The 25633-nt window shown below is 74.3% G+C and carries 20 protein-coding genes; 4 read left to right on the top strand and 16 right to left on the bottom strand.

Annotated features, from left to right (window positions below; genetic code table 11):
• Positions 1 to 254 precede the first annotated feature (254 nt).
• From ABZT14_RS00765 to lanL, 11 genes are all read right to left on the bottom strand, one after another.
• Complete coding sequence (locus ABZT14_RS00765; protein ID WP_356294850.1) at positions 255 to 2180, bottom strand: ABC transporter ATP-binding protein; 1926 nt, start codon at positions 2178 to 2180, stop codon at positions 255 to 257.
• Positions 2165 to 3886 (bottom strand): ABC transporter ATP-binding protein, encoded by a 1722-nt coding sequence (locus tag ABZT14_RS00760; protein WP_356294848.1) that lies wholly within the window; start codon positions 3884 to 3886, stop codon positions 2165 to 2167. The genes ABZT14_RS00765 and ABZT14_RS00760 overlap by 16 nt, the downstream gene beginning before the upstream one ends.
• Positions 3887 to 4142: 256 nt before the next feature.
• The gene (locus ABZT14_RS00755; RefSeq protein ID WP_356294845.1) at positions 4143 to 4259 is read right to left on the bottom strand and encodes an ALQxL family class IV lanthipeptide; all 117 of its coding nucleotides are present in this window, start codon (positions 4257 to 4259) and stop codon (positions 4143 to 4145) included.
• A 132-nt stretch (positions 4260 to 4391) separates the two neighbouring features.
• Positions 4392 to 4508 carry an ALQxL family class IV lanthipeptide gene (locus tag ABZT14_RS00750; protein ID WP_356294842.1) on the bottom strand — a complete coding sequence of 39 codons (117 nt, stop codon included), beginning with the start codon at positions 4506 to 4508 and terminating at the stop codon, positions 4392 to 4394.
• 129 nt (positions 4509 to 4637) lie between these two features.
• Positions 4638 to 4757, bottom strand: a complete 120-nt coding sequence (locus tag ABZT14_RS00745) for an ALQxL family class IV lanthipeptide (protein WP_356294839.1) — start codon at positions 4755 to 4757, stop codon at positions 4638 to 4640.
• Positions 4758 to 4891: 134 nt separating this feature from the next.
• The gene (locus ABZT14_RS00740; protein WP_356294836.1) at positions 4892 to 5008 is read right to left on the bottom strand and encodes an ALQxL family class IV lanthipeptide; all 117 of its coding nucleotides are present in this window, start codon (positions 5006 to 5008) and stop codon (positions 4892 to 4894) included.
• A 62-nt stretch (positions 5009 to 5070) separates the two neighbouring features.
• Positions 5071 to 5187, bottom strand: coding sequence for an ALQxL family class IV lanthipeptide (locus ABZT14_RS00735; RefSeq protein WP_356294834.1), 117 nt, complete (start codon positions 5185 to 5187; stop codon positions 5071 to 5073).
• Between the two features lie 113 nt (positions 5188 to 5300).
• Positions 5301 to 5423, bottom strand: coding sequence for an ALQxL family class IV lanthipeptide (locus tag ABZT14_RS00730; RefSeq protein WP_356294832.1), 123 nt, complete (start codon positions 5421 to 5423; stop codon positions 5301 to 5303).
• A 75-nt stretch (positions 5424 to 5498) separates the two neighbouring features.
• A complete protein-coding gene (locus ABZT14_RS00725; protein ID WP_356294830.1) occupies positions 5499 to 5615 on the bottom strand; it encodes an ALQxL family class IV lanthipeptide in 117 nt (38 codons plus the stop codon).
• Positions 5616 to 5713: 98 nt separating this feature from the next.
• The gene (locus tag ABZT14_RS00720; RefSeq protein WP_356294828.1) at positions 5714 to 7474 is read right to left on the bottom strand and encodes a prolyl oligopeptidase family serine peptidase; all 1761 of its coding nucleotides are present in this window, start codon (positions 7472 to 7474) and stop codon (positions 5714 to 5716) included.
• Positions 7471 to 10353 carry a class IV lanthionine synthetase LanL gene (gene lanL, locus ABZT14_RS00715; RefSeq protein WP_356294826.1) on the bottom strand — a complete coding sequence of 961 codons (2883 nt, stop codon included), beginning with the start codon at positions 10351 to 10353 and terminating at the stop codon, positions 7471 to 7473. The genes ABZT14_RS00720 and lanL overlap by 4 nt, the downstream gene beginning before the upstream one ends.
• Before the next feature lie 351 nt (positions 10354 to 10704).
• Here lanL and ABZT14_RS00710 point away from each other — a divergent pair, with 351 nt between their 5' ends.
• A complete protein-coding gene (locus ABZT14_RS00710; RefSeq protein ID WP_356294824.1) occupies positions 10705 to 11859 on the top strand; it encodes an ATP-binding protein in 1155 nt (384 codons plus the stop codon).
• Entirely contained in the window at positions 11856 to 12479 is a 624-nt protein-coding gene (locus tag ABZT14_RS00705; RefSeq protein WP_356294823.1) for a response regulator transcription factor, read from the top strand. The genes ABZT14_RS00710 and ABZT14_RS00705 overlap by 4 nt, the downstream gene beginning before the upstream one ends.
• A 70-nt stretch (positions 12480 to 12549) precedes the next feature.
• Here ABZT14_RS00705 and ABZT14_RS00700 read toward each other — a convergent pair whose 3' ends face one another.
• Positions 12550 to 14064, bottom strand: a complete 1515-nt coding sequence (locus tag ABZT14_RS00700; RefSeq protein WP_356294820.1) for an SDR family oxidoreductase — start codon at positions 14062 to 14064, stop codon at positions 12550 to 12552.
• A 103-nt stretch (positions 14065 to 14167) separates the two neighbouring features.
• Entirely contained in the window at positions 14168 to 16120 is a 1953-nt protein-coding gene (locus ABZT14_RS00695; protein WP_356294818.1) for a hypothetical protein, read from the bottom strand.
• Between the two features lie 878 nt (positions 16121 to 16998).
• Between ABZT14_RS00695 and ABZT14_RS00690 the strand changes: the two genes are divergently transcribed.
• Positions 16999 to 17223 (top strand): hypothetical protein, encoded by a 225-nt coding sequence (locus ABZT14_RS00690; protein ID WP_356294815.1) that lies wholly within the window; start codon positions 16999 to 17001, stop codon positions 17221 to 17223.
• 123 nt (positions 17224 to 17346) lie between these two features.
• Here the strand turns inward: ABZT14_RS00690 and ABZT14_RS00685 are convergent, their stop codons facing one another.
• The 3 genes from ABZT14_RS00685 to ABZT14_RS00675 form a co-directional block, all read right to left on the bottom strand.
• Positions 17347 to 18687 (bottom strand): family 43 glycosylhydrolase, encoded by a 1341-nt coding sequence (locus ABZT14_RS00685; RefSeq protein WP_356294812.1) that lies wholly within the window; start codon positions 18685 to 18687, stop codon positions 17347 to 17349.
• Between the two features lie 178 nt (positions 18688 to 18865).
• Positions 18866 to 20074 (bottom strand): cysteine desulfurase-like protein, encoded by a 1209-nt coding sequence (locus ABZT14_RS00680; protein ID WP_356294809.1) that lies wholly within the window; start codon positions 20072 to 20074, stop codon positions 18866 to 18868.
• Positions 20075 to 20267: 193 nt separating this feature from the next.
• A complete protein-coding gene (locus ABZT14_RS00675; protein ID WP_356294807.1) occupies positions 20268 to 21137 on the bottom strand; it encodes a glycoside hydrolase family 16 protein in 870 nt (289 codons plus the stop codon).
• A 519-nt stretch (positions 21138 to 21656) separates the two neighbouring features.
• Here ABZT14_RS00675 and ABZT14_RS00670 point away from each other — a divergent pair.
• A complete protein-coding gene (locus ABZT14_RS00670; RefSeq protein WP_356294804.1) occupies positions 21657 to 25427 on the top strand; it encodes a WD40 repeat domain-containing protein in 3771 nt (1256 codons plus the stop codon).
• The last annotated feature ends 206 nt before the right edge of the window (positions 25428 to 25633 follow it).

Raw genomic sequence — 25633 nt, 5'->3', positions numbered from 1 at the left:
CCGACCTCCGCACCGCCGCGTGCGGTGAGGCCTGGCCGTACCCCCGGCCGGGGCGCCCTCCGGGGCCCGTGCACCGGGCGGCACCGCCCGAGGCACCAGGGTCGGCGGGGCCCGACGGCCTCGACTCCCCGACACCTCGCGTCGGCGGTCGTGACCGCTACGACGAGGACCCGGCGAGGGGCGGTACGCCGCAGGGGCGGTACGCGCGGACCTCCCGGTGCGCCGCGAACGGCGCCCCGGCCCCGCCTGGGCGCTCAGCCGGTGGGGTCGGCGACCGGGCCGGCGGGGGTGAGGGGGCGGAGGTCGGCGTCGTCCACGGTGTCGGGGTCGGAGTCGCCCGGGGGCCCAGCGAGCTCGCCGGGCTCCTCGGGGCGCCGGGTCCAGTGCCCGAACAGGTCGGCGTACAGCGGGGAACGGTCCAACAGCTCCTCGTGGGTGCCCACGGTGGTGCGCTCCCCGTCCATGACCAGGATGCGCTGGGCGCGCAGGGCGGAGCTGACCCGGTGGGCGATCACCAGCAGGGTGCCGCCCCGTGCGGCGAAGGCCCGTTCGGCCCGGGCCTCGGCGGCCTGGTCGAGGTGGCAGCAGGCCTCGTCCAGTACCACCACCGGGGTGTCGGCGGCGTACGCGCGGGCCAGGGCCACCAACTGCCGCTGCCCGGAGGACAGTTCGGGCCCGTCCAGGCCGAGGGGGGCGTCCAGGCCTCCCAGGTTCCGCAGCAGGGGGCCGGCGCCGACCTCGTGGGCGGCGTCGAGCAGTTCGGCGTCGGTGGCCTCCGGGCGCAGGTAGCGGAGGTTGTCCCGGACGGTGCCGGTGAACACGTACGCCTCCTGAGGGATCAGCGCCAGGTGGCGCCCCAGCCAGTCCCGGTCGAGCTGGTGCGGGGGTACGCCGGGCTGGTGTGGGGGTACGCCGAGCTGGTGCGGGGGTGCGCAGCCCCACAGCAGCCGCCCCCCGGTCGGTTCGGCCAGCCCGGCCACCAGGGAGGCCAGCGTGGACTTGCCGACACCGCTGGGGCCGACCACCGCCAGGTGGGTGCCGGCCGGTACGTCGAGGTCGAGGGAGTCGATCACCGGTACCGCGTGCGGGCCGTAGGAGAAGGTGAGCCCCTCGAAGGTCAGCCCGTGGTCGCCGGGCTCGCCGGCAGGGGTGACGGGCTTCCCCCCGGTGCCGCTCCCGGCGTCCCCCGAGGGACCCCCCGGGGTGCCGTCCGGGGGGAGCGAGGTCAGCGTCAGGTGCCGTAGCACGATGTGCAGTTGGACACCCCAGGAGCCCAGCAGGGACACCAGGGCGGACACCGCCGGCGCCACGTGGCTGGCCAGGTAGGTGACCGCGCCGACCAGTCCGCCCACGGTCAGCGCCCCACTGCCCAGCAGGGCGGGCGCCGCCAGCAGGACGGCCAGTGCCGGGGCCCAGCCCCCGGTGGCGACCAGCAGGTGGTTCATCGCGGTGGTACGGCTGGTGGCCCGGGTGGCCGCCTGGTGGGCCGCGATCGTGGCGTCCAGGTCCCGGCCCGCGCGGTCCCGCGCCCCTCCGGCCACCAGGTCGCGGACGCCCAGGAAGGTGTCGCCGGCCAGGGCGGACATCCGTTCCTGTGCGACCAGTTCGGCCTGCTCCCGTCGGGCCAGCCGGCGCAGCACCGGTACCGACAGCAACGCGGTCAGCACCAGGGGCGGGGCCACCAGCAGACCCAGCGAGGGGGACAGCGCGGTGATGCCGATCAGGGCCATCACCAGGGTCGCCCCGATGTGCCGAGCGGAGCGCAGCAGTGCCGACACCAGGGCCCGTACCGTCTCCACCTGGCCGGTGATCCGGGCGACCCCGGCGCCGTCGGCGCCCCGTACCTCGGTGAGCGAACGGCGCAGGGTGCTGTCCACCACCTCGGTCACCAACTCGTCGCGCAACGGCTCGACCAGGGCGCCGAGTCGGGGGGTGAGCACCCGGGTCACCAGCGCGCCCAGGGCGGTGACCACGGCGAGGGCGGCCAGCAGGCCCAGCCCCAGGGCGGTACGGCCGGCGAGGAAGCCGTGGTCGACGGCCCGGGCGACGAGCAGCCCGGACAGCAGGGCGGGTACCGCCTCCAGGGCGGACAGTCCGACCACGACGAGGGTGGCCGCGCGGTGGCGGGCGAGGAAGCCCGCCAGCCGGCGCCAGGGCCGGGGGGTCACGGCGTCGGGCACGGTGCCTCCGGTTCGGTACGGTCCGTGACCTCGAACAGGGCACGGTAGTCGGGGTTCTCCCACAGTCGCCGGTGCGGGGCGAGGCCGCGCAGCCGGCCGTCCTCCAGCCAGCCGACCAGGTCGGCGCGGGCGGCGGTGGAGGCGCGGTGGGCCACCACCACCCGGGTACGGCCGGCCCAGGCGGCGGTCATGGCCGCGTCCACCTCGGCCTCGGTGGCCATGTCCAGGCTGGAGGTGGCGTCGTCGAGGACCACCACGGCCGCGTCCTGCACCAACGCCCGGGCCAGGCCCAGCCGTTGGATCTCCCCGCCGGAGAGCCGCACTTCGGACAGGGGGGTGTGGTAGCCCTCCGGGAGTCCTCGGACGAAGCCGTCCACGCGGGCGGCCCGCGCGGCGGCGGTGAGGCGGGCGTCCGGGGCGTCGGGGTCGGCGAGCAGGAGGGTGTCGCGCAGGGTCTCGCCCAGCAGGGCGGGTTTCTCGAAGGCGTACCCGACGGTGCGCCGCAGGGCCCGGGGGCTGAGGTCCTCGACCGGGTGTCCCGCGATGAGGACCTGGCCCCGGTCGGGGTCGCGGAGCCGGCCGAACAGGGCGGCCAGGGTGCTCTTGCCGGCTCCCGAGCGGCCGACGAGGGCGAGGGTGTCGCCGGCCGGCAGGTGCAGGTCGATGTCGTGGAGCACCGGGCCGTCGTCGCCCTGGACGGTGACCTGGCGCAGGGTGACCGAGGCGGCCTGGGGGGACGGTGTCCGGTCCAGGTGGCCGGGGGTGGGCACGGGCTGGTCGATGACCTCGGCGACCCGGCGTGCTCCGGCCGCCGCCATGCTGAGGACGAACAGGGACTCGACCTGGTCGATCAGGCCGAGGGCGAGCGAGGTGTAGCCGACGACGGCGGTCAGTTCGCCGGCGGTGAGGTCGCCCTGGACGAGGGCGTAGCCGCCGACGGCGAGGACCAGCACCTGGACCTCGGGCAGCAGCAGGTTGAGCTGCCAGGCGGTGTCGCGTTGCAGCATCCAGGTGCGGTGGCCGGTGCGGGCGAGGTCGGGCAGGGGCTTCAGCACCCGGCCGATCTCGTCGCGTACGGTGCCGGCGGCGCCGATGGTGCGGGAGCCGGTGGTGGCCTCCAGCAGCAGCGCGGAGATGCGGGCCTGGGTCTCCTGGTACTCGCCGAACACCTTGGTGCCCCGGTTCATGAACACCCGGATGACCAGTACGGCCGGGGGGACGCCGAGGACGAAGGCCGTGCCCAGCCGCCAGTCCACCAGCCACAGCGCCACCAGGGCGCCCAGGGAGGTGAGGAGGGACAGGGCCATGGAGACGATGGCGAACCCGGCCTGCCCGGCCTGGGCGCAACTGCCGACCATCCGGCTGCCCAGGTCGCCGGCGGGGAACCGTCGTTGTCCGGGTACCCCGGCGGCCAGTGCCCGGGTGGCCAGGCCTCGGCGCAGCCAGGCGACGGTGACCGCGTCGTAGGCGCCGGCCGCCCAGGCCCGTACCGCTCCGCTGACCGCGAGGACCACGACCACCAGGGCCAGCCAGGTCACCGGGGGTCGCGTCGAACGGTCCTGGACCACCGCGTCCAGGGCGTCGGCCAGTGCCGTCGGGAGGGCGAGGGTGGCCGCCGCCGCGCTGACCGCCGCGACCGTGGCCAGCGCGAACCAGCCACCGGCGCGTGCGGTGGCGGTGGCGAGCAGTCGGGGTGGTGAGGTCATGTCTCCCTCGGGGTTCTGCCGGGCCGGTGGTGTCCGGCCGTTGGTGCTCGGGGTGCGTACGGGGGTGCCGGGAGCACCCCCGTACGCGGGGGCCGTCACCTCGGTGGCGGGTGGTCCGGTCAGCGCCCTCGGGCGCCGCCGGTGGGTGTCAGCCGCTCGCGCCCGGGGGCCAGGCCGTCGGGACCTCCACCCCGTGGACGGCCCAACTCCCCGGTGGGTACGAGTGGTTGACCGGCCACCACCGGGTGACCTGCCGTCACTGCGGGCGGATGCTGGTGACGTGACAGGTGATGGTGCACGTGATGGTGCACGCGCCCAGCTCCACGTTCTCCTCGCCGTCCAACTCCTGCAGAGCGTCCACGTCAAGAGTCATGTCGTCGTCCTTCCTCGAAAGTGCCTCGGAGTTACCGATGGTGATGCGCCGACCAGTGGGGCGGGGATTCGCCGGTTCTCCGGTTCCCGGTGGGTGGGGGAACGGAACGAGACCCTCGCCCCAACCCGGCCGCTACTGCTGCTGCTGGCTGGTGATGGTGCAGGTGATCGTGCACGTGATGGTGCACGCGCCCAGCTCCACGTTCTCCTCGCCGTCCAACTCCTGCAGAGCGTCCACGTCAAAAGTCATGTCGTCGTCCTTCCTCGAAAGTGCCTCGGAGTTACCGATGGTGGTGCGCCGACCAGTGGGGCGGAGATTCGCCGGTTCTCCGGTTCCCGGTGGGTGAGGGAACGGAGTGAAGTCCCCGCGCCGGCCGGACTACTGAAGGGTCTGCTGGCTGGTGACGCGGCAGGTGGCGACGCACGTGTAGAGGCAGCCCCCCAGCTCCACGTTCTCCTCGCCGTCCAACTCCTGCAGAGCGTCCACGTCAAAGGTCATGTCCTGTGTCCTTCCACGAAAAGTGCCGGAGAGTTGCCGATGGTGATGCGCCGACCAGTGGGGCGGGGATTCGCCGGTTCTCCGGTTCCCGGTGGGTGGGGGAACGGAGCGAAACCCTCGCCCCAACCCGGCCGCTACTGCTGCTGCTGGCTGGTGACGCGGCAGGTGACGAGACAGGTGAAGGTGCAGGCCGCCAGCTCCACGTTCTCCTCGCCGTCCAACTCCTGCAGAGCGTCCACGTCAATAGTCATGTCCTGTGTCCTTCCACGAAAAGTGCCGGAGAGTTGCCGATGGTGATGCGCCGACCGGATGACTACTGCTGCTGCCAGCTGGTGATGGTGCAGGTGATCGTGCACGTGATGGTGCAGGCACCCAGCTCCACGTTCTCCTCGCCGTCCAACTCCTGCAGCGCGTCCACGTCAAAGGTCATGTCGTCGTCCTTCCTGGATGGGTGTCCGGGCCCGGCCCGGCTCACCACGAAACGGGGTGGTGCTCGGGGTGTCCGTCAGCGCGCGGCCCGTTGACCGGGCGCTGACGGCGCTGTCACCGGTCCTGGAGAGCGGAGACCGTCGCGGCACAGGTGAACGCGCAGCTGATGGTGCAGCCGCCCAACTCGGCGTTCTCCTCACCGTCCAGCTCCTGGAGAGCGTCGACATCGATGAGCATGTCCTTCTCCTTTCCGGTGTCGCGGTGTGACGGTTCGTCGGTCGGGGAGGCCGGTTTCCCGACCCCCGACCGGACCTACTGCTGCTGCTGGCTGGTGACCCGGCAGGTGACGAGACAGGTGAAGGTGCAGGCCGCCAGCTCCACGTTCTCCTCGCCGTCCAGCTCCTGCAGGGCGTCGACGTCAAAGGTCATGTCATCCACTTCCTTCCGGTATGTGCTCTCGCCACCGACAGGTGGCGCCGCGCGGTCGGGGTGACCGCGAGTTCTCGGGGTGGGGTCGGGCGGTGAACTCAGCCCGTGGGTGCGGGAGTACGGGCACGGAGGAAGTCCGTGACCCGGTCCGCGAGGGCGGCCCCTCCGGGTTCCCTCAGGGGGTCGTGGCCGGCGTCGGGCACCTCGACGTAGTCGAAGTCGGTGCCCTCCCTGCGGCCCAGGTCGGTGAGCCGGCGCCGCAGTTGGCGGGACTGGTCCACCGGCACGGTCGGGTCGTCGGCGCCGTGCACCAGCAGCAGCGGGGTACGGATACGGGCCGACAGCCGCCACAGGTCCCGCTCCCCCCACTCGTCGGTGGGCGTCGGGGCGTGCGGGCCCTCCCGGTGGCGGTCGACCAGCGCGCGGACCTGCGCCCCGGCCGTGCCGTACAGCCGGCGGGCGGACAGGAAGGGGGCCACCGCCACACACCGCGACCAGCTGGAGGGGTCGGCGGCCACCGTCAGCAGGCCGAGGAAGGCGCCGTAGCTGATGCCGTACAGCGCCGGGGCCATGGCGCGGGAGGCCCGCTCGGCCCTCAACTGCCGTACCAGGGCGCGGATGTCGGCCAGGTCCGGGCCGCCCCAGGCGCCGTGGATGGCCCGGGCGTGCGGCTGTCCGTAGCCGAGGCTGCCGCGCTGGTTGGGGGCGACCACGGCGAGGCCGCTACGGGAGAGCCGGTCCAGCAGGGAGTCGTGGCCCAGGGTCCAGGCGGCCTCCGGGCCGCCGTGCAGGGCGACCACCACCCCCTCGCTACGCCGCCAGTCCCCCAGGCACACCGCCTCGAAGTCGTCCGGCCCCTCCCCGAAGCGCTCCACCCGGGGGTCGCCGGGCCCGGACGGTACCGGGCGGGTACGGCGCGGCTGGTCGGAGACCCGTTCCACCCGGGTGGGGACGCCCGGGCGGGAGTGGGCCACCCACAGTCCGCCCTCGCCCCAGCAGGCGGCCGGATACACCATGCCGCCCGGCAGTTCGGTGCCGCTGATCCGGTCGGTGGCCAGGTCGTACCGCACGGCCTCGGCGACCGCACCCCGGGTCACCCGCAGGGCCAGCCGACTTCCGGTGGGGTCGAAGGCGAGCGGCAGTACCGCGCCCCGCACGCTGTTCAGCCCCCTGGGCAGCCGTGGCTCGGTGGGCTCCTCGGCGCTGGCCCAGCCCAGGCGCGGTGCCCCGCCCCGGTCGGTGGCCAGCAGGAGCCGCCCGGACCGGGGGTCGGCGAGCACCACCCGGTGGGTGTCCGTGCCCTCCGGGTGGGGCAGCGGGGTCCAGGTGCCGGCCCGCAGGTCGACCAGGGCGGTGACCACCCGGGGGCCCTGCCGCAGGTCGATCGCCAGCCGGTCCCCGGCGAGGTCCAGCCAGTGCACCCGCCCGGTACGGCCGGGGAGGGTGAGCGCCCGTTCCGCGCGCAGGGGTTTCTCCAGGACGCGCCACAGCACGGTCTGGTCGTCGTGGTCGGTCTCCAGGGCCAGTGCCAGTCCGGCGCCCGAGGGGGCGGCGACCAGGCGCAGGCCCCGGGCGGACAGGTTCAGCGACAGCACGCGGCCCTCGGGGCGGTGGGGGTCGCTGAGCGAGATCCGGTGCCGCTTGGTGCCGTTGACCAGGATGAGCAGCCGGCCGTCGTCGGTGGGTACCGGCTGGGCCTGCGGGGTGACGGGGACCTGGGAGAGGACCTGGTCCGCCTGGGGGCCGCGCAGCGTCCACAGTTCGGCCGCGAAGCCGCCGTCGGCGGTGCCGGTCAGACAGGCCGCGTGCTCCGCCGCCACCGAGAAGTGGAAGCTGACGCGGTCCGGGGCGGCGGTCATGCCGCACCGCTTCCGGCCAGGTCGGCCTGTCGGCCGTCGGCCGGGGTGTCCTGTCGGCCGTCGCCGGGGTCGTGCTCGCGGTGGCCCTCGGGGGCGGTCAGGGCCAGGTCGTCGGGCATCCACATCCGGGTGCCGCCGTGGCCGAGCCGCACCAGGGAGGTGAGCGCCCCGGCGAGTCCGGTGCCGTAGCAGGCGGTGACGGCGCCGAGGGTCTCGTCGGGGAGGACCAGCAGCCCGTCCCGCAGTACCGCCCTGCTGTGGGCGTGGGCGGCCAACTCCCCGGCCGAGCGCCGGTAGTGGTCCTCGCCCAGGGCGGCGGCCATGTCCAGCAGGAAGTCCATCTGTCCGGTCAGCCCGTGGCAGGCCACGGGTGCGGAGCGCCAGGCGGTGCGGCGTACCGCCCGGGCCGCGAGTTCGGCCAGTTCCCGGTACGGGGCGTGCCCGGTCGTACGCCACAGCCGCACCAGGAAGGTGCCGATGCCTGAGGCGCCGTCGCACCAGTGCACGGCCTGGGCGGCTCCGTCGGCGGCACGGTCCCCGCCCGGCCAGGTGGCCTGGTCGCCGTCGACCTGGGCGAGGCGGACCAGGGTGTCGCCGGCCGCGCGGGCCCGGTCGAGCAGGTCCTCGCGGTCGCCGGCCTCCGCCGCCGCCAGCAGCAGGGCGCCGACTCCGGCGGTGCCGTGGGCGAAGCCGTACGAGCGGTTGCCGGCCAGTGCGGAGTCGAAGTCGGCCGGGATGGGCCAGATGACGCCCGCGGGGTGTTCCTCGGTCACCGCGACGATGGCCTCGGCGGTGTCCAACGCCCGCTGGAGGAAGTCCGGTTCGCCGGTGGTCCGCCAGAAGGCGAGTTGGGTCATGCCGGCGCCGCTGGCGCCGTGGCAGATGTCCCGGTTGGGCCAGTCCGTGGGGACGGCGCGGGCCAGTCGGGCGGCGGTGTCGGCCAGGGTGTCGTCGTCCAGCAGTCGTGCCGCGTCCAGCAGGGCCCAGGCGGTACCGGACCTGCCGAAGTACAACCCGGGCAGGGTGGGGCTGCCCGGGGGCAGACACTCCTCCTCGGGGGTGAGCCGGCGGGCGATCCAGTCGGCGGTCTCGGTGACCGTCTCCCGCAGCTTCCGGTGTTCCGGCAGCACCGTCGCGGCGCGTACCAGGGCGCCCAGGGTTCCGCCCGCCCCGTGCTGGACGTTGAGGGGGTCGTTGGTGGCGGCGAACCCCTCCTGCGGCCACAGGTGGGGCTTGTCCCCGGTGCCGTGGGTGCGTATCAGGTGCTCCACGGCGTCCCGGGTGAGCCGGTCCAGGGCCTCGCCGGCCAGCGGGGCGGGCCCGTCAGCCGTCGCGGTGGCCCCCGTGGTGGCCCCCGTGGTGGATGCCGTTCCCCCGGTCGCCGGGGCCAGCGCGGTGAGGTGGGCGCGGGTGCGCTCCAGGGACCAGCGGGCGGCCGGGTCGGCGACGGTCAGCCCCAGCAACAGGGGCCTGAGCGGGGCGGCTTCGGGGTGCTCGGCCAGGGCGAGGTCCACCAGGGCGTGGATCCGCTCGTCGGCCGTACGGTCCCGGGGGAGGTCGGTGAGCAGCACGGTGTCCACGCCGGTGGCCAGGTGCAGCAGCACCATGCCCAGGCCGTACAGGTCGGCCTCCGGGTCCATGGTCGTCATCCGCTCGGTGGCGTCGGTGACCTCGGGGGCCGCGTACCCGGGGGTGTAGCGGCGGACGGCCGGCTCGGTGCGGTGGCGGACGCTCTCCACGTCGATCAGCCGTACGCCGCCGTCGGGCCGCACCATCACGTTGTTGGGGCTCAGGTCGCGGATGACCTGGTCCTGGCCGTGCAGCAGCGCGACCGTCTCCACCAGGGCGAGCGCCACGTCCACGGTCTCCGACAGTTCGCGCCGGCGTCGCTCGGCGGCCCAGTCCCGCAGGGTGAGCCCGGGCACCAACTCCTGTACCAGGAACAGGTTTCCGCCCTGGGTGAAGGTCTCCACGGCGGCGGGGGTGACGCCCAGCGGGCGGAGCGTCTCCATGACCTGGGCCTCGTGGCGCAGGGCGCCCTGTTCGTCGCTGCCGTCGAGTTCGCCCCCGACGTGCGGACGGGCCTCCTTGATGACCACCTCGGCCCCGGTGTGCTGGTCCTCGGCGCGGTACACCCCGCCCCGGTAGGCGTGCCGGATGGCCTTGCGCACCACGTAGCGGTCGTTGAGCAGTACGGCCGTGGGCTTCTGCCCGGGCTTGCGGGCCGGCCGGGGCGCCGTCTCGGGTTCGGGCAGGGCGGAGGTCGCCCAGCTGGGGGTGGTGACCCAGGCCTCGCGGCGGTCGGGTTCCGGGGTGCCGTCGGGCGCGCGGAGCATGGGCTCGACGGTGCCGTCCCTGGTCAGGGTCGGTACGCCGAGGAAGGCGCCGTACCGGTAGTGGACCAGGCTGTTCGGGCGGTAGCGGCGGTCGGAGAGGATGCCGGGGCCGGGCAGGCCCTCGGTCTCCTGGTGGAGCCGTTCGGCCAGGCGCAGGAAGTGCTGGTCGTCGTCCGGGTAGACGGTGAGGAACTTGCCTCCCCCGCCTCGGCGGACCCGCGCGTTGGTCAGGGACCGCACCCGGTCCAGGGTGCCGGCGAACTTGAACGTGGCCCGCTCGGCGACCAGGACCCGGGCGGCGGCGGCCAGTACCAGGGTGGCCGACAGCGGAGTCGCGGCGACGTGCAGCTTCCAGCCCTGCTCCCGACGGGAACCCTCGCCGGGTGAGACCGAGCACCAGAAGTCGCCCTGGCGGACGGACCAGTCGGTCTCGCCCCGCCGTTGGAGGACTCCGCGCACCACGTCGGGCAGCAGGTCCAGGTCGGCGGCGAAGGCGGTCCCGGGTCTGTCGCCGGGTCTGTCGCCGGACTCGTTCTTGGTCACGGAAGTCCCTTTCGAGAGCGTGGCCAGGCATGGCGCGAGTGTGGTATGCGGACCGCGCCGCCCGACGTACCGGAGGGAGCGGACGGTTCGCAAAAACGGTGGTGCCGAAACCGGGCGTACGCCGTGACGGGCGGGCGAAACGACCGGGTGGAACGGGGAGCGGGGCGCGGAGGTGCGTCCCGACCACGGGAAACACACGCGATCTCAACTAGACTTTCATCAGCTGAAGTTGACGTTGAGAACGCCTTCTCGTACCCCACGGTGTGACCTTGTTCACGGTGGAGCCTAGAGGGGCGCCAGGGGGCGCAGTACCCCCCACTTCTGGGGGCTTGCGCCCGTCGGGGGAGCCAGATGGAGCCGTTGGGCACCGGCAGCCAGCGCGCACAGCGGTTCATGCTGCTGGCCACCCTGCTGTACCGCGTGAGCCACCTGGTGGTGGGCCTGTCGGCGGTGCTCCAACACCAGCGCGGCGAGCCGGTGCAGTGGGCGGTGCTGGCGGTCGCGGGCGGCTGCACCGCCCTGGTCTACGGCGGCGCCCCGCGCCGGGGCTGGTTCACGCGCTGGACGGTGTGGGTGGACGTCCTGGTGACCGGCGCCACCCTGCCGTTCGTGGCGTACCTGTGGGGCGGCGCCCAGGAGTCGGCGTCCCTGGCCTGGGTGATGGTCCTGGGCGGCTCCTGTTGTTCGGTCGCCACGATCGCTCTCGACCGGACCCCCGCCGTGGTCGCCGTACTGCTGGTGGGGGTCACTCATGTCGTGGGGTACGGGCTGGTCGACGCCGCCACCACGGTGCTGGGCGGACACCTCAACTCGCTGTTGTTCTCCGCCGTGTTGGCCGCCGTGTTCTGGCGCTACCTGTGCCGCCAGGGCGCCCAGCTGGACGAGGCCGGGCGGCGGGCCGTGGCGGCGGAGGCCCGACGGGCCCGCTACGCGGAGCGGATCAGCCACTTCCGCAGCCTGCACGACACCGCGCTGGCCACCCTCACCGCCATCGCCTCCGGCAAGGTGGACGCCAACACCCCGCAGATGCGGGAACGGTGCGCCCGGGAGGCGGCCTACCTGCGGCGGCTGGTGGAGCGGGGCCTTGACGACGACGGCGAGCCCGACGAGGGCGGCGAGGGCGGGGGCACCGCGATCTTCGAGGCCCTGGAGGCGGCGGTGCGCTCCTCGGAGTGCCTCGGCCTGAAGGTCACCGCCCGGTACCACCGGCTCCCCCGGGTCCCCACCTCCGTGGTGCCCGCCCTGGCCGAGGCGGTCACCGAGGCGCTGCACAACGTACGGCGGCACTCCGGCAGCGGGCACGCCTACGTCACCGCCAGCGGGGCCGGCGAGGGGATCGAGGTCACCGTCGTCGACCAGGGCGGGGGCTTCGACCCCGGGGCCGTCACCGCCGGCATGGGGCTGCGGCACTCCATAAGGGCCCGGGTGCACGAGATCGGTGGTCGCACCGAGGTGGACAGTGCCCTCGGGGAGGGCACCCGGGTGGAGTTGAGGTGGCCGGCGTGATCCGTATCGCGGTGGTGGACGACGACCGGATGCTGCTGGGCGGGCTGCGCTCCTGGCTGGCGGAGGTCCCCGAGATCGATCTGGTCGCCACCGGGTCCACGGTGCCGGAGCTGCTCGCCGCGCTGGACCGCCCGCCCCAGGTGGTGCTGTTGGACATGGTGCTGCGGGACGACTCCACACCCGCCTCCAACGTCGCCGCGTTACGCGCCTCCGGCAGCCGGGTGCTGCTGATCAGCGCCTTTCCCGACCGGAGCCGGATCGTCGCCGGGATGCGGGCCGGCGCCGACGGCTACCTCACCAAGGACCACGACCTGCCGGCCGTGGTCACCGCCGTACGGGAGATCACCGAGGGCGGCACCCTCCCCTCCCGGGAACTGGCCTTCGCCCTGGCCCGGGACGACAGCCCGAACCGCCCGTCCCTGGCGCCCAAGGAGCTCCAGGTGCTGCTGGACTACGCCTCGGGGCTGACCCTCAAGGCCACCGCCCGTCGGGTGGGCATCAGCCCCAACACCGCGAAGGACTACCTGGACCGGGTGAAGGCCAAGTACCGCCAGGCCGGCCGCCCGACCTACACCAAGACCGACCTCATCCACCGGGTGCGCGAGGACGGCCTCACCTGACCGGGGCACCACCGGTTCCGGGCCCCGGTCCGCCGTACGCACCCGCACCGGGTGCGCGCGCCCCCCCGGGTCAGCGGAGGGCGGGGGCCACGCTGGCGTGCTCGGCGGCCCGGGTGATGTTGCGGGCCATGCCTCCGAAGACCACCGCGTGGAAGGGGACCACCGACCACCAGTAGGCGTGGCCCAGCAGCCCGTGGGGGTGGAACAGCGCGCGCTGCTCGTACCGGGTGTGGCCCTCGGCGTCCCGTTCCACCCGCAGCTCCAGCCAGGCCAGCCCGGGCAGCCTCATCTCGGCGCGCAGCCGCAGCAGTTGGCCGGGGAGGATCTCCTCCACCCGCCAGAAGTCCAGCGACTCCCCCACCCGCAGCCGGTGGGCGTCCCGTCGTCCGCGCCGCAGCCCGACCCCGCCGACGAGCCGGTCCAGCCAGCCCCGTACCGACCAGGCCAGGGGGAAGGAGTACCAGCCGTTGTCCCCGCCGATGCCCTCGATGACCGTCCACACCTCGTCCGAGGGGGCGTTCACCGTCAGGTGCCGCTCGTCGGTGTAGAGGCTGCCGCCGGACCAGTCGGGGTCGGTGGGCAGCGGGTCGCTGGGGGCGCCGGGCACCGAGGCGGACGACCAACGGGTGGCGACCTTGGCCTCCTTGACCCGGCGCAGGGCCAGCCGCAGCGAGGTGTCGAAGTCCAGCGGCTGGTCGGGGCCGTCCGGGGCGTACTCCGCGATGTCGTGCTCGCGGCACACCACCTCGTGGCGCAGCGACTCGGTCAGCGGCCGGGCGATGGACCGGGGTACGGGGGTGACCAGCCCGACCCAGTGGCTGGACAGTCCCGGGGTCAGCAGCGGTACCGGCACCACCAGCCGGCGGGGCAGCCCGGCGACGGCCGCGTAGCGCCGCATCATCTCCCGGTAGGTGACCACCTCGGGCCCGCCGATGTCGAAGGTGCGGCTGACGTCCTCGGGCAGGTCGGCGGCGGCGACCAGGTAGCGCAGCACGTCGCGTACCGCGATGGGCTGGATACGGGTGCTCACCCAGCGCGGGGTGACCATCGCCGGCAGCCGCTCGGTGAGGTAGCGCAGCATCTCGAAGGAGGCGGAGCCGGAGCCGATGATCACGGCGGCCCGCAGTACGGCGGTGGGCACCCCGGAGTCCAGCAGGATGCGCCCGACCTCGGCCCGGGACCGCAGGTGGGGTGACAGTTCCCGGTCCGGTACGCCGGCGGGGGTCAGCCCGCCCAGGTAGACCAGCCGTCGTACCCCGGCCGCCCGGCAGGCGTCCCCGAAGGTCCGGGCGGCGGCCCGGTCGGTGGCCTCGAAGTCCCGCCCGCTGCCCAGCGCGTGGACCAGGTAGTAGGCGACGTCCACGCCCTCCATGGCGTCCCGTACCGACTCCCCGTCGGTGACGTCGCCCCGGACCACCTCGACCCGGCCCGCCCAGGGGTGGTCCCGCAGCTTCTCCGGGGACCGCGCCAGACAGCGCACCCGGTAGCCGGCGTCCAGCAGCTCGGGGACCAGGCGCCCGCCCAGGTAACCGGTCGCCCCGGTGACCAGGCATCTCGGCGCCGTACGGTCGGTTTCCGTCGCCATACGGCCACCCTACGCGCGGCCCGGCCGACTCTCTCCCGCTGCGCCCACCGGTACCCCCACCAGGGGTGCGGCCCACTTCGGCGGGGCCCCGGCCCGGGGCGCCTCAGCGGGCGGCGACCCGGGCGGTCAGGGTGCCGCCGCCCCGTACCCGTGCGGTGACCCGGGCCTTCGCGGCGTCGTCGGTGCGCTCGGCCAGGGTCGGCCCGTCGGAGTCGGCCCGCACCGGGGCGCCGGCGGTCACCTCACGCACCGCCCGGCTGCCGGCGGCCAGCAGGTAGCGGCCCCCCGACGGCGCCCGCCACTCCGCCGCCGCCAGTACGTGCTGGCCGAACCGCCCACACAGCGCCGAGCCCCGACGTCGGTCCACCGTCCGGCCCGGCTCCGTGGCGTCGGTGGACGGGGGCCGGAACCGCAGGGTGACCTCGCCGCGCCCCCGCCAGGTGTCGGCGCGGTCGCACACCCAGTCCGCCCGGCCGGCTCCCTTGGGCAGCTTCTGCCGGGCGAACACCCAGTGGTTGACGGCCCGGGTCCCCTCGCCCCGCAGGGCGCCCAGCGAACAGGCCGAGTGGGCCCAACTCTCCAGCGCCGGGCCGGAGGTGGCCTCCCGGGGCTGGCGCGCGGGGTGGTCCTCTCCGGGCGGCGGGGTGTGGGTGAGGTGGACCGGGGAGAGTTCGCCCAGGTCGGTGAGCAGGAACGAGTGGTCCTCGACGATCCGGGTGGAGGAACGCAGTTGGAGCACCAGCCAGGAGGAGCAGTCCCCGGCCCCCGGTGGGCTGGGCACCGGGGCGGTGATCCCCTGCCGGGAACGGTCGAGGTCCCGTGCGGGGGTGTCCGGCCGCAGCAGGTCCCGGACGCCGGCCTCGGCGATCCAGGGCGCGGTGAGGTAGCGCGTGCGGTTCCCGGTACGGCGCACCACCAGGGCGGCGGCGGTCGTCACGTCGGCGCCGTCGACGCGGGCGATGTCCAGGCTGACCCGGCGGGCTCCGCGCGCCGTCTCCACGTAGCGCACGGTGCGCTGGCCGTCGTGGAACAGCACCACCACGGTGTCCTCCACCTCCCCCGCGTACAGCAGCTGCGGCGGGGTGGCCGGCCCGTGGTCCGGGGTGCCGGGGCTGACGGTGACCCTGGTGTCGTCCGGGCGGTCGGCCCAGGTGCGCAGGGCGCGGGCCAACAGCCGCCGGTCGTCGCGCCGTTCACCGCGTGCCGGCCAGACGGTGAAGTCCACCCGGGAGCTGTCCGCCCAGGCCGAGGCGGGGGCGCGCACCAGGCGGTCCGGGTTGAGCGCGGCGGCCCCGGACGCGGCGGTACGTCGAGCGCCCGGGTCGTCGCCGGGGACCAGCAACGCGGCGAGGGTGACCGCCACGGCCGCGCAGGCCAGCAGGGCCAGCACCAGGCGGGGACGGCCGGAGGCCGGGTCGGAGGGCCGCAGCAGTACCGTGCCGGCGTCGTACTCCCCGGACTCGCGCAGTACCCGTGCCGCGCCCGGCACCGAGTGCAGCACCTCCTCGGCCCGGCGTACCGCCGACTCGGCGTCGGCCACCCCGACCCGCCGCAGCGACTCCCTCGCCTGCCGTGGGGTGTACGACTCCGCGCCGAGCAGGGCGAGGGCGGCCCGTTCCGGGGCGGACAGTCGGGCCCGCGCCCGTTCCAGGGCGAGTTCGTCGGCGCCCCCGGTCGCGGTGGCCATCCGTACGCCCCGCACCACGGGGACGGGCCCCCGGAGTACGTCGGTGAGCCGGGCCAGTCCGTGCCGCGCCCGCCCCCGTTCGGCCAGCGCCACCTTCAGCACCCGGTCCCGCAGTCCGTGCGGGTCGGTGGTGGGGGCGCCCCCGCGCTGGGCGGGGACCCTCCGGCCGGTGTCCCGCGCCCCGGGCAGCGCCCGCCGCACCGTGCGGTGGGCGGCCAGCACCCGGTGGTGGCGGCCACGGCCGGGTGGTTGGACGAGGTAGGCGAGGCGGACGAGCCGGGCGTACCGCTGCTGCCACAGCGCCACCGCGCCGGCTTCCGCGCGGGAGGAACGAGGTCCGGTGCGTGACCGGCCCAGTAGCTTGACCATCGCAGATGACCTTCCCTGTCCGCGCGAGCCGCTGATGTCCCGCAAACGAACGAGCGGCTGACGGGGTCACTGCGCGCGGGCGCCGCCCGGGAGCGGCCGTGGCGTGACAGCGCGCGGGGGCGTGCGCGGCCACCACGTACGCCCCGGTCCCGGCCCAGCTCTCCTACGCCCCCGGGGGGCAACGTCCACAGCGGACCCGTCAGTCGGCCGCACCCCGGGGACAGGCACACCCCCGCCAAGGGCCCCACCAACGTCCCGACCAACCCCCCCACTCCCCAAGCCAGTTGCCCCCGCCCGGTGACCGGCCCACCCGGTCGTCCCCCACCAGAGCGGTACACCCCCGGACGACACCACCAGCCGCCCCCACCAAGAACCGCAACCCAGACCCCCTGAACCAACTCCCCCACCCACCAAGCCAGTTGCCCCCGCCCGGTCCACCCGCCCACCCGGTCGTCCCTCACCACACCGGTCGAGGCCCCACCCGGGACCCACCCCACCCCCTCCAGCTCCGGGGCGAACCCCATCGCACCGCCTCCGCCCCCGCCTCCCCCTTCAGGGTCGGAACCGCCGACAGCCGCACCACGGGGTGGTCCAGGCGGGGCCACACCACGGCCGGCCCCCGGAGGGGAGGGCGGGTACCGGCGCTGGCGGCGGGTCGGTGCCGGGGCTCCGCTCGTCAATCGCCGGTGTGGCCCGCGCGGTTGGGGCGTGGGCCCCGTGTCACGGGTCCACTGGGCCGTCCAGGGGACACCGGGTCACGCGATCGAGCCACTTCGCCGACATATGCCCGTGTTCCCGCGTGCCGGACGGGCTGACGGTGCCAAGGTCACGTCGGCGCACCACCAGGCGCCCCGGAGCAACCGAGGAAAGGCAGCTTCATGTCGTTCACCGCTCGTACCCTGCTGGCCACCTTCGCCGCCGTCGCCGTGACCGGTCTGGGCGCGGCCACCGCGCAGGCCACCGAGATGACCCACCCGCCGAAGAACTCGTACGAGATCGAGCACGAGGTCCTCAGCGACAACAACAAGTCCTTCAACGGGGCCTTCTTCGCCCCGGTGCTGACCAAGCAGGAGACCACGGTCGTCTTCTCCGAGCTCTGGTAACTCCACCCCTTCCGGTCCGGGCCGCTGGAACCGGACCGAGGGCGGCGAGGGCGGTTCCCCCGTGATCCGGGGGAACCGCCCTTTTCCCTGTTCCGGTGTGCTTTCCCGTGTGGGGCCGCCCGGTCAGGAGACCTCGACGTGGTCCAGTTCGGCCCAGCGGCTGTGGTGGGTGAGGCGCACCGTGTTGTCCCCGGCTCTGAGGTCGACGTCCACCGCGACCTGGGTCCAGTTCTCCCAGCCCCGGTCGGGGTAGTCCACCAGGCCGGCGTCCTCGCCGTTGACCGTCAGCCGGTGTTGGGCGTCGCCGTATCCGGCGGCGTAGGACACCCGCAGGGTGTGGTTGCCGGCGCTGGCCGCGAACACGGTCAGTTCCACCGAGCTGTCGGCGTCGTCGATGCCGGCCACCACCTTGCCCTGGGAGGCGGTGTCGGTCTCCCGCACGGTGGCGTGGGTGAGCTTGCCGCTCTCCGCCTCGACCCGGACCCGGCTGCCCCGTACCACCGGGAGGTCGTGGGTCCAGCCGAGGTCCCCGACGTACATGCCGCGACCTCCGGCGTCCCGCGTTCCGTGGAAGTAGACGTGGCCGTCGCCGATGTCGGCGCCCCCGGGTCCGCGTACCGCGCCGTCCAGGCTGGCGGTGGTCAGCAGGGGCCGGTAGGCGCGGGTGTAGGGGCCGGTGAGCGAGGCCGAAGTGGCGTAGCTCGTCTGGTAGTTGTCGGTGGTGTAGATGCCGGCGGAGTAGAACAGCACATACCGCGAGTCCCTCCTGACCAGCACCGGCGCCTCGATCACCCCGTCCTCCGAGGGCAGGTCGTTCCGCAGCAGTTCGGTGCGGTCCCCGACCAGGGTGGTGCCGTCCGCCTCGGTGCGTTGCAGCCACAGGACGGTGGGACTGCCGACCGCGTTGCCGTCGTTCTTGTACAGCAGGTAGCGGGTGCCGTCGGCGTCCACGAAGGAGGCGGGGTCGATGTCGCCGCCCTCGCCCGGGTCGCACACCAGGGGGGTGTCCGAGGTGGGGGTGAAGGGGCCGGCCGGGCTGTCGGCGAGGGCGGCGCCCAGGCACATCCGGCCGGAGGCGGCGTGCGGCCCGGTGAAGTACATCAGGTACCGGCCGTCCGAACGGCGGGAGACGTCCGGCGCCCAGAACCCGCCGGAACCGGTCCAGGCGGGAGCGTCGGGCAACGCGTCACCCCGCACGGTCCAGTCGCCGTCCGGGGAGGAGGCGGTGGCGTACGGCACCCGCCCGTGGCGGGAGCTGGTGGAGTAGGCGTGGTGGGTGTCGCCGTCCTGGAGGACCTCGGGGTCGGGGAAGTCGTCGTCGATGGCGAGGCGGGGGGCGACGGTCCGGGTGGAGACGCCACCGTCGGGGCTTCCGGCGGGGGACGCCGCGTGCCCCGTCTGGAGGGGGAGGGTGGCGAGGAGCAGGGCGCCGAGGGTGAGGAGGACGGGTCTTCGGCTTCGCATCTGAGCCTCCGTCAGTAGCGGTTTCCTCACTTACGGCTACCAACGGCACAAGGTCACCGAACCCGCGCGGAACGCCCACCCGGCGCACGCCCCCTCCCACGGGCGCGCGTCGGGGGCGCACACACCAGGGGGCCGGGAGCGGACACGCTCCCGGCCCCCGGTACCCCGGCGGGGGGGGTCAGCCCCCCAGGTACTCCCCGAGGGCGGCCAGCAGACGGTCGACCTCCTCGGCCGTGGTGTACGGGGCCAGCCCGGCCCGCAGCCCGCCCTCGTCCTCCAGGTCGAGGGCGGCGAAGGCCTCGTGGGCGTAGAAGGAACCGGCCGGGGCGTGGACGTCCCGGGTGACCAGGTGCCGGCTCACGTCCTGGCTGCGGTGACCGGGGAAGGTGACGAAGACCGTCGGGGTGCGCTCCGGGGCCCGGGAGTGGACGGTCACCCGGGGGCCGAGGGCGGCCAGCCCGTCCTCCAGCCGCTGCCGCAGGGCCAGTTCGTGTTCCTCGATCACCTGGTACGCGGCGACCAGCCGGTCCCGGCGCGCACCGGTACGGTCCGGGGCGAGGGAGGCCAGGAAGTCCACGGCGGCCGTGGCGCCGGCCAGCACCTCGTACGGCAGGGTGCCGTACTCGAAGCGCTCGGGCACCACGTCGGTGGCCGGGGCCAGCTTGTCCGCCCGTACGGTCTCCAGCAGCGCGGGGTCGGCGGCGAGCACCGCGCAGTGCGGGCCCAGGAACTTGTACGGCGAGCAGACCAGGAAGTCCGCGCCCAGCGCCCGGGTGTCCACGGTGGAGTGGGCCGCGTGGTGCACGGCGTCCACGTACACCAGGGCACCCGCCCGGTGGGCCAGGTCGGCGATCCGTCGCACCGGCGGGCGGGTGCCCAGCAGGTTGGACGCGGCGGTCAGGGCGACCACCCGGGTGCGCTCGCCGAACAGCGACTCCAGGTCGTCCAGCGCCAACTCCCCGGTGGCGGGGTCCAGTTCGATCCAGCGGACGGTGGCCCCCGCGCGTTCGGCGGCCTGTGTCCAGGGGCGGACGTTGGCGTCGTGGTCGAGTCGGGTCACCACCACCTCGTCGCCCGGGCCCCAGTCGCGGGACAGGTGGTGGGAGAAGTCGTAGGTGAGCTGGGTGGCGCTGCGTCCGAAGACGATCCCCTCGGGGGGTACGCCCAGCAGGTCGGCGTAGGCGCTGCGGAAGGCGGTGACGGACTCGTCGGCGTTCCGCTCGGAGACGGTGCGGTCGCCCCGGTTGGACAGCGGCCCGGTGAGGGTCTCGGCGATGGCCTGCCCCACCACGGCCGGGGTCTGGGTGCCGCCGGGTCCGTCGAAGTGGGCGACCCCGCTGGCCAGGGCCGGGAAGTGGGCGCGTAGGGCGTGGACGTCGAGGGTCAAGGGTGCTCCTCCCCGTGGTGGTGGGCCGCCGCCCGTCCGCACGCCGGCCGGCACCGGGGGCACCGTCGGGGTGCGCACCCGGGCCGGACCGCGTGGAACGGGGGCCGGGTGGACATCGTGGCACTGCCCTGGAGGACAGGACACCTCTGTCCGACCCGGCCCCGGTCGGCCCCCCTCGGGCCTCCCCCTCCGGTCAGCTCCTGCCGGCCGGCTGGCTCACCCCGTCGATGCTGTAGACCCGCGCCCAGTCGACCTCGTAGAGGGCGGACTGGAGGTTGTCACCGAAGAAGTTGTCCAGCTGGATGGTCTGGTGCATGGAGGGCGCGCACTGGATGCAGTCGCGCACGTCGTTCTCCCCGCCGGAGAGGCTGAACCACTCCTCACCGTCGATGAAGCCCTTGAGGTGGTCGGGGGTCCACTCGATGGCGAAGTTGTGCCACTTGGTGAGGTCGACGCCGCACTTCTCGACGTACTCCTGCTGGGTGTCCGCGTCCGGGCTGTGCGGGTAGTGGAGGTAGCCGCCGGCGCAGTCCTCACCCGGGGCCATGTTCTCCAGGTAGTCGTACTCCCCGTCCTGGGGCCAGCGGTCCGAGTCGGGCCACAGGATCAGCAGCGGGTGGTACTGCCGGTCGCTGCCCTCGCTGGTGGCCTCGGAGCGGGCCCGCACCTCCCAACGGCCGTACTGCTGGCCGAACTTGGAGCCCAGCCAGCCGGTGTCACCGTTGTTCTCGCCGGTCTGCTGGAGCTTGCCGCCCACCACCCGGCTGTTCTTGTCACAGCGCTGGCCGTTGCCGTCGTGGCCCTCGCCGCACTGGTTCTCGCCGCCCCCGGCCAGGTTCCACTTCTCCTGGTCGGGTACGGCCGGCTCCTCCTCGGAGCCGTAGTCGAACTCGTCGGAGCCCTCCGGCACCGCGTCTCCCCACCCGTAGCGCTCGGCGGCGGAGTCGGGGGCCTTGGGGTCCGCCGAGGCGGAGGCGGACACGTTCCCGGTGAGCGCGGCGGTCAACGCCATGAGCCCGGCGGCGGCGCCGCACAGGGACAGCCGGACGCGCGATCGTTTCATGGGACGTTCCCTTCCAGTGATACGGGGATGTGGGGTCGAGTCCGGGCGACCGGGTGGGCGGGACGTGTCGGAACCCACCCCCGTGTGGTTCACCGTCCGCCCCGTGACCCGGTCGCCTCGGCCTCGGGCACCGATGTAACAGGGTCGCGACCCTGTTCAGCAGCCCCCCGACGGCACGGTGAACAGGAACGCCGCGGAGAACGCCACGGAGAACACCGCGCTCCGGTACGCGGAGCAGCGCGGCACCGCCCAGGAGAGCGGCGCCCCACCGCCGAGCCACGCCCCCGTCCCGCCGAGCCGTTCCGCGCTCCACCAGCACAGCGCCCGCGCCCCCGGCGCACCCAACACGCCCCGGGCTCGCGGAAGAGAGCGGGAGGGAACAGTCACCGGCCGCCCCCCGCACCACGCCCCGCGTCCACCAGAACCCCACGCGCTCCCCGCACATTCACGGTTGCGGAGCGTGGCCACGGGCTCCTAGCTTGTCCCGGCACCCCATGCCCGCCGACGGAGACGGACACCATGACAGCCGAAGAGGGGCCGGTCGGCCCCCACCCCGTGGAGGAGTTCGCCGCCGCGCTGCGCGCCCTGCGGGAGCGGGCCGGTTCGCCCACGTTCCGCGCGATGTCGAAACGCTCGGGAGTGTCCGTGGGCGCTCTCCACCAGGCGGCCAAGGGCGAGGTCTTCCCCTCCCTCCGGGTCGCCACGGGCTTCGTGCTGGCCTGCGACGGCGACCTGGCGCGATGGGAGGGGTACTGGCGGCGGACCAAGGAAGCCCTCGACAGGCGGCCCCGGGAGGAAGGGGATCAGATACCGCCCCCCTACCTGGGGCTCTCCCGCTTCGAACCGAAGGACAGCGACCTGTTCTTCGGCCGCGAGCAGCTGGTCGACCAGCTTCACGAGCTGACCCGGCGGTTCCCGTTCACCGCCGTGTTCGGCCCCTCCGGCAGCGGCAAGTCCTCCCTGCTGCGCGCCGGACTGATCCCCCGGCTCCGCGAGGGGAACGGAGAGGGGCCGCGTCCCGCCCGTGTCCGCATCCTCACCCCCGGGGCGCACCCCATGGCCCGGCGGGAGCGGCTGGTGCCGGACGAGGCACCGGGGCCCACCTACGTGCTGGTCGACCAGTTCGAGGAGTTGTTCACCCTCTGCCAGGACCCCGGCGAACGCGCCGACTTCATCGAGGCGCTGCTCTCCGCCGGGCAGCCCGACAGCCGGCTGCGCGTGGTCATCGCCGTACGGGCGGACTTCCTGGGCCAGTGCGCCCAGCACGCCGGGCTGACCGAGGTGCTCCAGCGGGCCACCCTGCTGACCGGGCCGATGAACCGGGAGGAACTCCAGCGGGCCGTCGTCCAACCCGCCATCGCCCGGGGGTTCCAGGTGCAGCGCTCGCTGACCCAGCGCGTCATCCGGGAGGTGGAGGACGAACCGGGGGCACTGCCGCTGATGTCCCACGCGATGCTGGAGACCTGGCGCCACCGTCGGGGCCACATGCTGACCGAGACCGCCTACGACGCGACCGGTGGACTGCACGGCGCCATCGCCAAGACCGCGGAGAAGGTGTACGCCGGCTTCTCCCCGGAGGAGGCCGAGCAGGCCCGACGGGTCCTGCTGCGCCTGGTCGCCCCCGGCGACGGCACCCCGGACACCCGCCGTCCCACCGACCGCGCCGAACTGGGGGCGGAACTGGACCGGGGCGGACCAGGCCAGACGACCACCGTGGTGGACCGGCTGGTGGAGGCCCGGCTGCTGACCCTGGACGACGGGGTGGTGGACCTGGCGCACGAGGCCCTGATCACGGCCTGGCCCCGGCTGCGGGGCTGGATCGACTCCGAGCGGGACCGGCTGCGGCTGCACCGCCAGCTGACCCAGGCGGCCCGGGACTGGGAGACGCTCGATCAGGACCCGGGCGCGCTGTACCGGGGCAGCCGGCTGGCCAGCGCGCGGGAGGCGTTCCCCGAGGAGATCTCGGAGCGTGAACTCACCCCGTCCGAGCGGGAGTTCCTTCGCGCCTCCCGGCACCAGTACCAGCGCAAGGTGCGGTGGCGGAGGACCGTCACAGCGGTGCTGGCGGCGCTGTGCCTGATCGCCTCGGTGGCGGCGGTGGTGGCCGTTCAGCAGCGGGAGACGGCCCAGTCCGAACGGAACACGGCGATGTTCCAGCAGATGGTCACCAAGGCGGACGGGCTGCGGGACAGCCGCCGTTCGCTGGCGGCCCGGCTGGACGTGGCCGCGCGAGGTATGGACTCGCCCGCGGATCTGGAGACCCGGCTGTTGAGCGACGCCGGTGCGACCCTGTCCACTCCGCTGTCCGGTCACCACGGGGTGGTGTCGTCGACCTCGTTCAGCCCGGACGGGAAGACCCTCGCCAGCGGCGGCCACGACCGGAAGGTACGGCTCTGGGACACCTCCGACCCGCTGCGCGCCCGCCCGTTGGGCTCACCCCCGGGACGGCTGCCGGACCGGGTGGAGGACGTGCGGTTCGGCCGGGGCGGCCGGCTGCTGGCAGCCGCGCTGCACGACAGGACCGTACGGCTGTGGGACACCTCCCGCCCGCGCTCCCCCCGGCCGCTGGGTGGTCCGCTGCGGACCCGCGACGCGGCGCCGACCACCCTGGCCTTCTCCCCGAAGGGCGACGTCCTGGTCACCGGTGCCGAGGACGGCGCTCTGCGACTGTGGGACCTGGACGACCCGGCCCACCCCGAGCCGCTGGGCAAGCCCCTGAAGGCCCACCAGGGTGGAGTGCAGGCGGTGACCTTCTCCCCGGACGGCGACCTGCTGGCCAGTGGCGGGAGGGACGAGGCACTGCGCCTGTGGGACGTGTCACGGCCGGGCCGCGTACGGGAGTTGGGCGACGGCAGGACCGCGCACCACGCCCCGGTGTGGTCGGTCGCCTTCTCGCCCGACGGCGACTCGGTGGCCACCGGCGGCTTCGACGCGACGGTACGGCTGTGGGACGTCCACGACCCGAAGCGGGCCCGCCAGCGGGCGGAACCCCAGGAGCACGAGGCACCGGTGTGGTCGGTGGAGTTCAGCCCGGACGGGAAAAGCCTGCTCAGCGGCGGCGAGGACAACACCGTACGGCTCTGGAACGTCGTCAACCCCGACTACCCACAACCCCTGGGCGACCCGATGACCGGTCACCAGGGCGGCGTGTGGTCGGTGGGCTTCCGCCCCGGCGACCCCCACACCCTCACCAGCGCCGGCTACTCCGGCGACCTGATGCTGTGGCACCGCCCGCACGGGGTGATGACCGACTTCACCAACCCGCTGACCTCCCTCGCCCACAGCCCCGACGGCCGACTGCTGGCCACCGCCAGCACCGACGACGGCGCGATACGGCTGTGGAACGTCCGGCACCCTGACCGCCCCCGGCTCCTGCGGCGGTTGGAGGCGCACGACGACCGGGTCACCTCGGTGGCGTTCGCCCCGGACGGGAAGACCCTGGCCAGTGGCGGCGAGGACGACACCGTACGGCTGTGGGACCTGGACGACCCGGCCCACCCCGCACCACTGGGCAAGCCCCTCAAGGCCCACCGCGAGCCGGTGCTCACCGTCGCCTTCGCCCCCGACGGCCGCACCCTGGCCAGCGGCGGAGCCGACCGCACCGTACGGCTGTGGCAGCTGCGCGGGAGGAAACAGCCCCGGCCGGCCGGCACCCTGTCCGCTCAACGGGACGGCACAATCCACCAGTTGGCCTTCGCCCCGGACGGGCGCACCCTGGCCACCGCCCACGAACACAGCACGGTACGGCTGTGGGGGCTGCGCGACCACGCCGCGCCCCGACCGCTGCGCAGGCTGACGGGACACCAGGAGCGGGTGTTCAGCGTGGCGTTCAGCCCGGACGGGCGCACCCTGGCCAGCGGCGGCGAGGACCGGGCACTACGGCTCTGGGACGTGGCCCGTCCCGACCGCGCCCGACGTCTGGGCAAGCCGCTGAACGGCCACGCGGGGAAGATCGACGCGGTGGTCTTCAGCCCCGACGGCGACCGGCTGGCCACCGCCAGCGGAGACCGCACGGTACGGCTCTGGGACGTGCACGACCGCCGGCACCCCAGGACCTGGGGCCAGCCGCTGACCGGGCACACGAGCACCGTCACCACGGTCTCCTTCAGCCCCGACGGCACCACCCTGGCCAGCGCCGGTTACGACCTGACCACCCGGCTGTGGTCCCTGGACGTGGACGGCGCCGAACACCGGGTCTGCGCCCGCACCCGGGGGCTGCTGAACCGGACCGTGTGGGAGGAGCAACTCCCCCGCCTCCCCTACCCCGGCTCCTGCGAGAACGCCCACTGACCCCGCCCCTCGCGCACCCCCGGGGGGCCGCCCCCCCATCCCGCCCCTCCGGGGAGCCCCCCTGACCAGCCCCCCCGGAGGGGCACCACCAGCACCAACCCCTGCCCCACCACGCCGAGTTGCCCCGAGCAGCTCGCCAGCCGCCCCACTACGGCCGTCTGCCCCCGGGGCACGGTCACGCGCCCACGGGCCTGCCCGCCCCGGAG

The organism is Streptomyces sp. NPDC005438, from assembly GCF_040606315.1.
In the GTDB taxonomy this organism is placed as follows: domain Bacteria; phylum Actinomycetota; class Actinomycetes; order Streptomycetales; family Streptomycetaceae; genus Streptomyces.
The sequence above is the reverse complement of the archived record's forward strand: the minus strand, read 5'-3'. Positions and strand labels throughout refer to the sequence as shown.